The following is a 12,595-nucleotide window of genomic DNA, read 5'->3' as shown; positions in this document are numbered from 1 at the left end:
AGCGAACCATCGGCTCGCCGGGGACACTATGGGGCGAATGCGTCCCGAGGAAGACATTGCCCTGTCCACGCTCCTCGCGCTGTTGCGAATCTACCGCGACAGCGCCGAGGGCTATGCCACCGCCGCCCGCGATCTCCCTGACCTCGAGGTGCGCCGCGAACTCGAGCCGTACCGGAAGGAACTCCTCCGCCTCGTCAAGGAATGCGCCAAGCGGATTCGCGTCCTCCGAGGCGACCCGGACGATGCGCCCGCCACCGCAGCCGGCGGCGTCCATCGGACCTGGATGGACCTCCGTTCCGCCACCGCCGCTAACCCGACCGCGGCCCTGCTCACCGAAATGGAACGCGGCGAGGACATCGCCGTGGACGCGATCAAGGCGGCGCTGCGCACCGACGGGATCGATCCCGCGACGCACGCCCTCCTGCAGACCCATTACGAAAAGATCCAGGCCGCCCACGATCGCGTGAAACAATTGCGCGACCGCGCGACCCTCGCCCGGACCTAAGCGACCGTCGTTCTCGTCACAGAGGAGGGATTGAGGGCCGGTCCCCGTTACGATAGCCGCCCTGGCCCTCGTTCTCGTTCTCGTTCTCGTTCTCGTTCTCGTTCTCGTCACAGAGCGCACAGAGGACGGAGGAGCACACGGAGGAAAACCCCCAGCCCGGTCAGGTCTCCGCTCCGTGCCCTCCTCCGACCTCTGTGACCTCCGTGTCCCGCCCGTGAAACGCTCAATCACCAGCCCCCGGTTTGCTTTTCGCCCCACGGCGTGTAGCAACCTCCCTCCACCCGAGCCGATTGCCACGATCGAGCACCCAATGTGCCCGTTCTCTGGCACACCCTCGGCCTCCTCCGTCACCTCGCCTCCTCGCGCCGGTCCATTTCCCTCGTCATGCATCCCTTTTCACGTCGGTCCTCCCCGCGCCTTCTCCTCGCCCTGGCGTTCACCCTACTGCCACTCAGCCGCGCCCTCGCGGGCGACGCGCTGATCGACAACAAGCGCAACGCCAAGGACCAGCCCGCCGCCAGCGAGCGCGTCCAGCCGCAGGAAGGCGCCTTGGCGCCCGGCAAGACCGTCGTTCCCGACGAGCCATCCCTGCGCAAGGGCGACGCGAAGAAGCCGGCCAAGGGCGAACCGGCGGACAGTGCCGCCGACCTTGCCAAGCGCGCGCCGCTCAGGCTCGTCATCGACCCGAAGCCGATCAACCGCGACGCACCCGATCGCGTCAGCTATGCTCCCGTCGTCCGCCGGACCGCCGCGAGCGTCGTGTTCGTCTATTCGAAGAAGACCGTGAAGGGCCAGGATCTCTCCGGGTTTCTCAACGACCCGATGTTCCGCCGCTTCTTCGACATCCCCGGTCACCGCCAGGGGCGCAGCGGTCGCATGCCGGACCGCGTCGAGCGCGGTCTGGGCTCCGGCGTCGTCGTCTCCGCCGACGGCTACATCCTCACCAACAACCACGTGATCTCCGGCGCCGACGAGGTCGAGGTCTCCATTGGCGAGTCGACCAAAAAGCAGGTCGCCAAGGTCATCGGCCGCGATGCGCTCGCCGACATCGCCGTCCTCAAGATCGAGCCGGTCGCCCCGCTCGCGCCCGCCGTGTTCGGCGACAGCGACCAACTGCAGGTGGGCGACGTCGTGCTCGCGATCGGCAATCCGTTCGGCATCGGGCAGTCCGTTAGCCGCGGCATCGTCAGCGCGCTCAGCCGCGGCCAGCTCGGGATCGAGCAACTCGAGGACTTCATCCAGACCGATGCCGCCATCAACCCCGGCAACTCCGGCGGCGCGCTGATCGACAGCGACGGCCGCGTCGTCGGCATCAACACCGCCATCCTCAGCAGTAGCGGCGGGTTCAACGGCGTGGGCTTTGCCATTCCCGCCAACCTCGTCCGCTTCGTCGCCGAACAGATCGTCACCAAGGGCCGCGTCGAACGCGGCTTCCTCGGCGTCTCCACCCAAGATCTCACCGAGGACATCGCTGCCTCGTTCGGCGCCGAGCGCGGCGCCCTCGTGACCGAGGTCAGCGCCGACAGTCCCGCGGAGAAGGTCGGCCTGAAGGCCGGCGACGTGATCACCAAGGTCAACGGCGTGGAGATCCGCGACCAACGCCACCTCCAGCTCCAGGTCACCCAGTTCGCACCCGGCACCGAGGTCACCGTCGACTACCTGCGCGACGGCAAGCCTGCCCAGGTCCGCGCCAAGCTCGGCCTGCGCCCCAACCGGCTCGCGGGCAGCACCGGTGGCGACGAGGACAACGACGCCGAAGCCAGTGACGACGGCGTGCTCAACGGCGTGACCGTCGGCGACATCACCCCCGAGATGCGCGACGAGCTGCAGATCCCGGCGCGAATCAAGGGCGCCCTGATCACGAAAATCGATCCCGACAGCCCGTCCGCCAAACAGGGCCTGCGCGAGGGCGACGTCATTCTGGAGCTCGACCGCAAGCCGACCCGCAACGCCGACGAGGCCGTTAAGCTCAGCGAGCAGATCAAGGGCCCCAAGGTCATGATCCTGATCTGGCGCGCCGGCGGCACGCGGTTCGTCGTCGTCGACGAGTCGAAGAAGTAGCTCCCGCTCGCGGCGGGATTGGGTCATCAGCGCTCCTGGCCGATTGCACCCATTGCGCCGGACCCACATGGGACGGAGACGCGGCGACGACGTCCGCGGCGAATGTCCCAATTCGAGGGGTTGGTTGCCTACGACCGCTCCGCGGCTTGCCAACGCCAAAGCAGTTGGGCATCCCGTTGCACAAAGTGCTCGCGCCACCTCGCTTTGCGCCGGCACGCCACCCCATGAAGCCTCGTCGCCTCCCCGTTGTCCTCGCGCTCTGCGCCACGCTGCTCAGCCCCGCCCTCCGCGCCCAAGACGCTTTCGTCACCAGTCCCGTCTGGTACAGTGCCGACCCGGCGCCCGACGAGATGCCGGCGCCCAAGGCCCCCTTCATTCTGGAGTACCCGGCCAAGGCACTCGGAACCACCGTACCGGGCTACACGATCGTGCGCCGTGAGCTCACGGCCGATGGCAAAAGCACCGGCACCTCCGTCGTGGCCGCGACCCATGGCGCGTTTGGCGACGCCGCCGGCGAACGGCTGTCCGAGTGGCAGTTCTCACCCGCCCGGCGCGCCGGGAAAAAGGTGGGCGGCAACATCTGGTTCGCGGTCATCTTCAACCCCGTTTCCGCGGTCGAAAATGCTCCCACCGCCACCCCCCGGCTCCTGAGTGTCACCCCGGCGTTTCCGCGGGTACACCCGACCGCCGGCAACGAACCCCAGGCGCAGGTCGCCGTCACCCTCGCCGTCGACCCCAACGGCAGCGTCACGACGGTGAAGTTGCCGGACAACGTCGAGGACGAGGCCGCCACCGTGATTGAACAGGCGGTGAAGTCCTGGCGGTTTGCCCCCGCGCGCAACAATGGCACGCCCATCCCCGCCGAGCTGAAAATGAAGGTTGTCTGCCTGCCGCCGCCCAGCGCGCCGTGGGCACTGACCACCCCGGCCAAGCCGCTGACCCGTATGCCGCCAAGATATCCCGCCGCGATGCGCCGGTACGGCTTCGAAGGGACGGTCACCGTCGATTTCGTGGTGAGCGAGTCTGGCAAGGTCGAACGCGCCACCGTTCGCTCCTCCACCAATCCCGCCTTCAACCGACCTGCGCTGGCCGCGGTACGTGAGTGGACATTCCGGCCCGCCGAGCGCGCAGGGAAAGCGGTCAAGTCACGCATCCGGGTCCCCATTCAGTTCACCCTTAATCGCGGCCGGGAGGCCTTCGTTATTCCGGTCATCAAGGACCAGTCGAAGCTGCCGCCGGAATTCCGCTACGACACGGCCCCAAAGCTCCGCAACGTGCAGCTTCCGGTGTATCCCTATGCACTCCGTCTCGGCCGCACCGAGGGCAGCGCGACGGTCGTTGCGCTCATCGACGCGCGCGGCACGGTCACCGACGTAAAGGTCGTTGCGGCCAGTGTCCCCGAGTTCGGGCTGGCCACGGCGGCGGCCCTCGAGCGGTTCGACTTCGAGCCCGCGCGCCTGAACGGCAAACCGGTCCCGCACATGCTGAAGTTCGAGCAGGCGTTCAACCGTGATGAGTACCGCGACGAGGACACCGATGCCCTCCTCAAGCTCGAGAAGAACCGGCCCGAGCGCATCGTGTCCCCGGAGGCGCTCGACGAGCCGCTGAAGCAAATTTCCCGCTCGGGCCCGAAACGGCCGGTGACCGCGGAACTCGCCAATCAGGAAGGCGAGGCCGTCGTGGAGTTTCTCGTCGACGAGGAGGGCCACGTCTTCCTGCCGCGCATCGTCAGCGCCACCGCCCCGTCGTTCGGCTACGCCGGCGTGCAGGCCGTGAGCGCCTGGTGGTACGAGCCGCCCAAGAGCAAGGGAAAGCCTGTCGTCGTCCGCACCCAAGCCACCTTCAAATTCAAGCCGGCCAAGGCGGAAAAATGAAACCGCGAGGGTGACGGTGGGCCAGTCGATAGGCCGACGTCGCTGAGAGAAAGAGGACGAGTAAGATAAAGAGAAAGATCCTGAATCGCCCCCCTCCGTCACTTCGCCCTTCCGGCCCCGCTTTTGCCCTCATTCCCTCACTCCCATCTTCCCTCATTCCCTTCCTCCATGCTCCTCGACCTCTCCCAGCCGCTCTATGATGCCGCGCCGAACTGCCCGGTGCATGTGCCGGTCTCGTTCCGGCGCACCGCCGATCATCCGCAGGACGGCTGGCGCATGGAGGAGATCGCCATGGCCACGCACACCGGCAGTCACCTCGACGCGCCGCTGCACAAGATCGCGGGGGGCAAGTCCATCGACCAGATGCCGCTCGAAACCTTCGTGGGGCCGGCCTGGATCGTCGACCTGCGCGGCATCGCGGCCAACGCCCCCATTTCCGCCGCCCTGCTCGCGCCGAAGCTGCCGCGCGTCTCGCCCGGCGACATCGTGCTGCTCGCGACCGGCTGGGGCGACAAGCGCGCCAAGACGCCCGAATGGCTGCACCACTCACCATTCCTTGCCCCCGATGCCGCGCGCTGGGTCGTCGAACACCGGATACGCGGCGTGGGGATCGACCATTACTCCATCGGGGGCAGCGGCCCGCAGAACGAGGAGACCCACACCGTCCTCCTCGGCGCCGGCGTGTGGGTCGTCGAGGATCTCCATTTCCCGCCCGCCGCCTTTGCTTTGCCCGCCCCGGTCAAGTTCTGGGCCCTTCCGCTAAACTGGCCCGGCTGCTCCGGCGCCTTCTGCCGCCCCGTGCTCGAGCTCGCCCCAGCCCCCAGCGCCTAGCCCCTGCGCCAGGCCACGATCCGGCTGATCCGACGGATCGGACCGATCCGTCCTCCGTCCTCCGTCTTCCGTCCTCGGGCTTCCGTCTTCTGGCATCCGGCCTCAGTCTTCTGGCATCCGGCGTCCGGCCTCTGACGTCTGACATCCGACATCTGACATCTGACATCCGACATCTGACATCTGACATCTGACATCTGACCTTCTGCCCGCTTGCGGCGCCGCCGCCAACCGGCGACGCTCCTCCCGTGCTCACCAAGGCCGAAATCCAGCGTCTGCGTTCCCTGCGCGAGAAGAAACACCGCGAAGATCTCGGCCTGTTCGTTGTCGAGGGTGAGAAGGTTGTCACCGAACTGCTCGCTGCCCGGCTGCCGCTCTCGGAACTCTACGTCACCCCGGAGTGGTCGGGCCCGACGCCCGACTCGCCTGCGCGCGTGACGTCGGTCTCGGTCGCCGAGATGGAGCGCGTGAGCCACTTCCCGACACCGTCCTCCGTCCTCGCCGTCGGCGTGATTCCCGACCGCATCCTGGCGTCCGGCGAACTGGACCACGGTCTCACCCTCGCCCTCGATGGCGTCCAGGATCCGGGCAACGTCGGCACGCTCCTTCGCATCGCGGACTGGTTCGGCTTCGCCCGTGTCGTGCTGTCGCGCGACTGCGCGGACCTCTTCCACCAAAAGGTCATCAACGCCAGCATGGGATCCTTCGCCCGCATGCCGGCCTTTCGCGCCGACCTCCCGGTCACGCTCACGACGGTCAGCCCGGGCGTGCCGATCCTCGGCTGCGACCTTGTCGGCACCGACCTGTACGCACTCACGCCGGTGGCGGATGCGATCGTGGTCATCGGCAGCGAGGGCCGCGGGCTTTCTCCCGCCGTCGCCGCGCGTCTCACGCAACGGATCACGATCCCGCGCTTCGGCGGCGCGGAATCGCTGAACGCCGCGGTCGCCGCCGGGATCGTCTGCGCACGGCTTCGCCAGCCGGCCTGACGCCCACGCGAAGCTCACGCCCGAGCGGGTGAATTCGCCCCGGGGGCCGTCAGGTGGCTTTACTTGCCGCCAACGCAGGGGCATGGTCGCGCCCTCCCCTCGGCTACGCGTTTCCCGCGCCGATTTATCCAAGCGCTTCCCCCGCCGCCCGCACTATCCTTGAGCCGCGCCACTGCCGGCCTTCCCGCCAGTATGTCAGCCCGCTCCCTCTCCAAGCCTCTAAAACTCACGCTCGCCTATGCCGCCGCCGGCATCGCGTGGGTTTTCGTCACCGAAGTCCTGCTCGAATCGGCCGTGGAGGACCTCTACCGCAGCATCGCCTTCGATGCGTTCAAGGAATTCCTCTTCATCGGCATCACCGCCGGGCTCCTCTATGTCTGGGCCCGTCGCTTCTACTCCGGCACGATCGAAGAAACCGAGGCCCTCACCCTCGCCCGGGTCCGAGCCGAGCAGACGCGCCGGATGTATGCGACTGTCACCGCCGTCAACCACCGCATCATCCGCCCCACCGACACCGTGGCCCTTTGCCAGGCCATCTGCGACGCCCTGCTTGAGCCGGGCGGCTTCTGCGCCGCCTGGATCGGCCGCAGCAACAGCGCGGAGAGTGTCACCGTGTCGATCGCCCACGCCGGCCCGCCACCGCCCAGCGCCATCACCGCGGCCGAACTCGCGGTCGACCCTGATCTCGCCCGCGTCGTCGACACCCTGCGCCTCGGTCGGCCCGTTTCCCTCCAACAACTCGGTCCCCGGGCGGGCGAACTTGCCTCCATGCGTCAGCGCTGCGGCGCCAAGTCGCTGGCCGCGATCCCGTTCCGCCCCGCCGGTTCGGCGCCCATGGCGTTGATCGTGTACAGCGATGCCGCGGGCTACTTCACGCCCGACATCCTCGGCATGCTCAACGAGCTCACGGCCGACCTCGAGTTCGGCATCGAGGCACTCGCCGAAAAAGACCTGCGCGCCGCCGCGGAAGCCGCCCTGCGCAGCAGCGAGGAACGCTACCGGCTCGTGGCCGAGAACAGCCAGGACGTCATCTGGGTCATCGGATTCGACGCGACGCTCCAATACGTCAGCCCGGCCATCGAGCGCCTCCTCGGCTACACCCCGGCCCAGTGCTTCAAGTTGCGACCCAGCGAGATCTTTACTCCGGACAGCATCGGGGCGTTCGATGACCTGCTGCGGGAAACGAGGGAGGCCGTGGAACGCAACCAGCCCATCAGCACCCGGCTGCTCGAGGTCCAGCAGCGCCGCGCCGACGGCTCCACCGTCTGGACCGAGATGCGGGTGAGCGAATTTCACGACGCCAACGGCCGCCTCACCGGGCTGCTCGGCGTCACTCGCGACATCACCCAACGCCGCGTCATCGACCAGGCGCTCGCCAGCGAGGTTGCCCGCTACCGCGCGCTGATGGACGTCTCCGTCGACGCCATCCACCTCCTCGACGGGGACGGTCGGCTCATCGAGGCCAACGACACTTTTCTCCGCCAGCGCGGCTTCAGCCGCAGCGACATCGGGCAGCTGTGCCTTGAGGATTGGACGATCGATCCGGGCGACGACCTGCGCCGGCGCCTGTCACAGATCGGCGTCCGGCCCGTGCGCGTCGAGACCCGCCACCGTCGCCGCAACGGCAGCACCTTTGATGTCGAAGTGGTCACCGTTGCCCTCGAGCTGCACGGCCGCCGCGTGACCTGTGCGTCGGCCCGCGACATCACCGAGCGCAAGGACTTCGAGAAGCGGTTGCTGCGCGCGCAACGGCTCGAAAGCGTGGGCCTCATCGCCAGCGGCATCGCCCACGACCTCAACAACGTCCTCACGCCGATCCTCCTCTCCACGGGCCTCCTCGAAATGCGCTATCGTTCGCCGGAGGACGCCCAACTGCTCAAACCCATCGAGGCCGCCGCCCGCCGGGGCAGCAGCATCGTCCAGCAGATCCTCACCTTTTCGCGCGGCGCCGAGGGCCAGCGGCTCGCCATCGAGCCAAAGATTCTCCTCAAGGAGCTCAGCAGCATCATCCGCGAGACCTTCCCTCGGAACATCGTCCACAAGCTCGAGATCGCCGCGGACGCCCGCCCGGTCGTCGGTGATCCCACGCAGCTCCACCAGGTCTTCCTCAACCTCGCGCTCAACGCGCGCGACGCCATGCCGCAGGGTGGCACCCTCACGATCGGCGCCCGGAACCACCACATCACCGCGGAAGACCTCCTGCGCATTCCCTCGGCCGTGGAGGGCGAGTACGTCTGCATCAGCGTCGTCGATACCGGCACGGGGATCACACCCGACGTGCTCGACCATCTGTTCGAGCCGTTCTTCACCACCAAGCCCCGCGGTCGCGGCACCGGGCTGGGCCTCTCCACGGTTCACGGTCTCGTCCGCGGCCACGGCGGGTTTGTCGATGTCTCGAGCCAGCTCGGCCACGGCTCCGAGTTCCGGGTCTTCCTTCCGTCCGCCGGTCCCGAAAGCACCCCCGCGCCCGCCGCGGGCGCCAATTCGCACCGCAAGATCGGCCAGGGCGAACACGTGCTCGTGGTCGACGACGAGCTCGCCATTCTCACCGTCCTTTCCTCCGTGCTCCGGCGCGCCGGTTTCACCGTGCACACCGCGGCCGACGGCGCCGAGGCGCTGCAGGAACTCGAGCTGCGCCCCACCGATATTCGCGTCGTCATCACCGACATCATGATGCCGAAGTTCGACGGCATCCGCCTCACGAGCGAAGTGCGGCAGCGCTACCCCAAGCTTCCCGTGATCGCGATGTCCGGCATGATTTCGCCGACGTCTGACGACGAGAGCCGGGAGCAACTCCGTGCGCTCGGCGTCACCACCGTGCTCGACAAGCCCTATGGCGAACCCGAGCTGCTCGACGCCATCGCCGCCGCCCTCAAGGCCACCAACGCGCCGGCCTGACTAGTAGGCGCCGCGAATATGCGGCTCGACCTCGCGCCGGTAGAAATCCGCGAGGCGCGCGTGCAGTTCCGGCCCAAGCGGCGACCGCTCCGACGCCCGCACATTGGCCCGCGCCTGCTCCGGGTTTTTCGCGCCGGGAATGATCACGCTCACCGCCTCGAAATCGAGGCACCAGCGCAGCGCCAGCTCGGCGAGGGTCAGGCCCGCCGGCACGAGCGGTTTGAGCGCATCGGCCAGCGCCACGCCTTTCGCAAACGGCAGGCCGGCGAAGGTCTCACCCACGTTGAACTGCTGCCCGTCACGGTTGAAGTTCCGGTGATCGTCAGCCGGAAACGTCGTCGCCGTCGTAAACTTGCCCGCGAGCAGCCCGCTCGCGAGCGGCAGCCGGACCAGCAGGGCCACGTTCCGCTGCCGCGCCTCGGCGAACAGGGTGTGAATCGGCTTTTGCCGAAACACGTTGAAAATGATCTGGAGAGACGCGAGGCCCGGCTGCCGGACGCAGAAATCAGCCTCCGCCATCGACTCCACGCTCACGCCGAAATCGCGGATCTTTCCCTCGCGCTTCAACTCCCGCAGGTGCTCGAACACCTCTCCACGCTGCAGCACCTCGAACGGGATGCAGTGCAATTGGGTCAGGTCGAGTGTCTCCACCCCGAGCCGGCGCAAGGACGCCTCGGTGTGCTCGCGAATCGCCGCCCGCGTGAAATTCCCCGGCCAGCCCGGCGGGCTGAAGCGCCCCAGCTTCGTCGCCACGAACACCTTCGCCCGCGTCTCCCGCAGGAACCGCCCGATCAGTGTCTCACTCCGTCCCGCCCCGTACACATCGGCCGTGTCGAACAGCGTCGTCCCCGCATCCCACGCCGCGCGCAGCGTCGCAAGCGCCACGTCATCCGTCACGTTGCCCCAGTTCGCGCCGAGCTGCCACGTGCCCAGGCCCACTTCGCCGACGCTCCGCCCCGTGTGTCCGAATAGCCGTGCCTTCATGCGCCTGAACCTGCGGCCGCCCCCGCCTGCGGCAAATTCTTTCCCGTGGTGCGTCCGAGCCCCAAAAGCCGCCCCTCCCCCCGCCCGGGCCTTTTGCTCCCTTTGGCGCATTGGCGCCCACCCGCCGAACGGGATATTATCCCTTCACCCCCTCCCCCGTCCCGTCGTTCTCGTTCTCGTTCTCCCCCGCCCGCCGCCGGCCGAGCAGGCCCCGAGAGAAAGAGAAAGAGGAAGAGGAAGAGAAAGACTCCTGAAACTCCGCGCCGCCGAACCATCGAACCTGCAACCTTCCGACCTGCAACTCACCCCCCCCTGCAACGGCGGCGCCACACTCCCCTCAGCCCCCACTTTCACTCTCACTCTCACTTTCACTTTCCCTTCCCCATGCCCCCCGAACCCGCCCCCTCCACCCCGATCCGCACCACCGGCCAGCAACTGCGCCGCCGTTCCTGGGCCGAGCCTTGGAAGATCAAGATGGTCGAACCCATCAAGGTCACCACTGCTGCCCAGCGCGCCACCGCCCTCCGCGACGCCGGCTACAACACCTTCCTGCTTCGCTCGGAGGACGTGTACATCGACCTCCTCACTGATTCGGGCACCAGCGCGATGAGCGACTGGCAGTGGGCCGGGCTCATGCTCGGCGATGAGGCCTACGCTGGCTCGAAGAACTTCTATCACCTCGAGGACACCGTCCGCCGCCACTACGGCTACAAGCACCTCATCCCCACCCACCAGGGCCGCGGCGCCGAACACATCCTCAGCCAGATCATGATCCAGCCCGGCGACACCGTCCCCGGGAACATGTACTTCACGACCACGCGCTACCATCAGGAGCACGCCGGCGCTCAGTTCGTCGATGTCGTCGTCGACGAGGGACACGACCCCGCGAACCCGGCCCCCTTCAAGGGCAACGTCGACCTCGCGAAGCTCGAGCGCGTTCTCACGACCGCCAAGCACGTCCCGTACGTCTGCGTCGCCGCCACCGTCAACATGGCCGGCGGGCAACCCATCAGCATGGCCAACATGCGCGCCGTCCGGGAGCTCTGCGCCCGCCAGCACGTGCCCATCATGCTCGATGCCACCCGCGCCGTGGAGAACGCCTGGTTCATCAAGACCCGCGAGCCCGGCTACGCCGAGCGCTCCTGCGGCGAAATCCTCCGCGAGTTTTGCTCCTACAGCGACGGCTGCACCATGAGCGGCAAGAAGGACCCGCTCGTGAACATCGGCGGCTGGCTGTCACTCAACGACGACCAACTCGCCGACAAGGCCCGCAACATGGTCGTCGTGTACGAGGGCCTCCACACCTACGGCGGCATGGCCGGCCGCGATATGGAGGCCATGGCCCGTGGCATCGAGGAATCCGTCCAGGACGATCACATGCGCGCGCGCATCGGCCAGGTGGAGTACCTCGGCGAACTGCTCCAGGTCGCCGGCGTGCCCGTCGTCCTGCCCATCGGCGGTCACGCCGTGTACCTCGATGCCCGCCGGTTCTACCCACACCTCACCCAGGACGAGTTCCCCGCGCAGACCCTCGCCGCCGAGCTCTACCTCGATGCCGGCGTGCGCGCGATGGAGCGCGGCATCGTCTCGGCCGGCCGTGACCACAAGACCGGCAAGCACCATTACCCGAAGCTCGAACTCGTCCGGCTCACCATCCCGCGCCGCGTGTACACGCAGGCGCACATGGATGTCGTCGCCGAGTCCGTCACCGCCGTGTTCCAGAATCCGGACAAGCCCCGCGGCCTCAAAATGGTCTACGAGCCCGAGAACCTGCGGTTCTTCCAGGCGCGATTCGAACCGCTCTGAGTTCCTCCCGCGCCACGCCGTCCTCCCCGACTGGGGGGCGGCGCCGCGGCCGCCGCCGGCGAGTTGCCATCCGCCCGGATTCCGCCAGTTTCCGCCGGTACTACCATGAAAACTCGCCTGCTTCTTACGCTCGCCCTGCTCCTCTCCGCCTTCGGCCTCTCCGCCCAAGCTCAGAATCGTCCGCAACTTCTTGCCAACGGCACCGACGCTCCTGATTTCACCGCCAACAAGCCCGACGGCTCGCCGGTCAAGCTCTCCGACTTCCGCGGCAAGGTCGTCCTCGTCGACTTCTGGGCTACCTGGTGCCCCCCCTGCAAGAAGGCGATGCCCCACATGGAAAACCTCCATCAGAAGCTCGGCGCGCAGGGCCTTCAGGTCCTCGGCGTCTGCGTCTGGGACAAGCAGGAGGCATTCGATGGCTGGCAGACCAAACCCGAGGTGCCGACGACCTACCTGAAGGTATTCGACCCGGCCGGCCGTGCGCCCGGCAACATCGCCAAGGCCAAGTACAATGTCTCCGGCATCCCGACGTTCTACCTCATCGGCAAGGACGGGAAAATTCTGTTCTCCGGTGTCGGCGCCGGTCCTGACACCGAGGAAGCCTTGGACGAGGCCCTCAAGTCCGCCGGCTTCAAACTGTAAGTTCGGCC

General features: G+C 67.5%; 9 protein-coding genes. 8 read left to right on the top strand and 1 reads right to left on the bottom strand.

Going from position 1 to position 12,595, the window contains the following annotated elements:
* Positions 1-37: 37 nt before the first annotated feature.
* The 6 genes from DB354_RS16455 (at position 38) to DB354_RS16425 (ending at position 9,155) form a co-directional block, all read left to right on the top strand.
* On the top strand, positions 38-505 hold the full coding sequence (locus DB354_RS16455) for a PA2169 family four-helix-bundle protein (RefSeq protein ID WP_158277575.1): 468 nt from the start codon (positions 38-40) through the stop codon (positions 503-505).
* A 384-nt stretch (positions 506-889) separates the two neighbouring features.
* A complete protein-coding gene (locus tag DB354_RS16450) occupies positions 890-2,566 on the top strand; it encodes a Do family serine endopeptidase (RefSeq protein WP_146180294.1) in 1,677 nt (558 codons plus the stop codon).
* A 224-nt stretch (positions 2,567-2,790) separates the two neighbouring features.
* On the top strand, positions 2,791-4,440 hold the full coding sequence (locus tag DB354_RS16445; protein ID WP_107836737.1) for a TonB family protein: 1,650 nt from the start codon (positions 2,791-2,793) through the stop codon (positions 4,438-4,440).
* A gap of 168 nt (positions 4,441-4,608) precedes the next feature.
* Positions 4,609-5,271 carry a cyclase family protein gene (locus DB354_RS16440; protein ID WP_107836736.1) on the top strand — a complete coding sequence of 221 codons (663 nt, stop codon included), beginning with the start codon at positions 4,609-4,611 and terminating at the stop codon, positions 5,269-5,271.
* A 245-nt stretch (positions 5,272-5,516) separates the two neighbouring features.
* Positions 5,517-6,257: an RNA methyltransferase gene (locus DB354_RS16430; RefSeq protein WP_107836734.1), complete on the top strand. Its 741-nt coding sequence runs from the start codon at positions 5,517-5,519 to the stop codon at positions 6,255-6,257.
* A gap of 192 nt (positions 6,258-6,449) precedes the next feature.
* Positions 6,450-9,155 (top strand): PAS domain S-box protein, encoded by a 2,706-nt coding sequence (locus DB354_RS16425; RefSeq protein ID WP_107836733.1) that lies wholly within the window; start codon positions 6,450-6,452, stop codon positions 9,153-9,155.
* Here the strand turns inward: DB354_RS16425 and DB354_RS16420 are convergent, their stop codons facing one another.
* Positions 9,156-10,139, bottom strand: coding sequence for an aldo/keto reductase (locus tag DB354_RS16420; protein ID WP_107836732.1), 984 nt, complete (start codon positions 10,137-10,139; stop codon positions 9,156-9,158). It abuts the gene before it with no gap.
* A gap of 384 nt (positions 10,140-10,523) precedes the next feature.
* Here DB354_RS16420 and DB354_RS16415 point away from each other — a divergent pair, with 384 nt between their 5' ends.
* Both DB354_RS16415 and DB354_RS16410 read left to right on the top strand, forming a co-directional pair.
* Positions 10,524-11,945, top strand: a complete 1,422-nt coding sequence (locus DB354_RS16415; RefSeq protein WP_107836731.1) for a tyrosine phenol-lyase — start codon at positions 10,524-10,526, stop codon at positions 11,943-11,945.
* Positions 11,946-12,050: 105 nt separating this feature from the next.
* Positions 12,051-12,587, top strand: coding sequence for a TlpA disulfide reductase family protein (locus DB354_RS16410; RefSeq protein ID WP_107836730.1), 537 nt, complete (start codon positions 12,051-12,053; stop codon positions 12,585-12,587).
* Positions 12,588-12,595 lie beyond the last annotated feature (8 nt).

The sequence above is a fragment of the Opitutus sp. ER46 genome, from assembly GCF_003054705.1.
GTDB lineage: Bacteria > Verrucomicrobiota > Verrucomicrobiia > Opitutales > Opitutaceae > ER46.
This window is presented reverse-complemented; position numbering and strand designations above follow the sequence as displayed.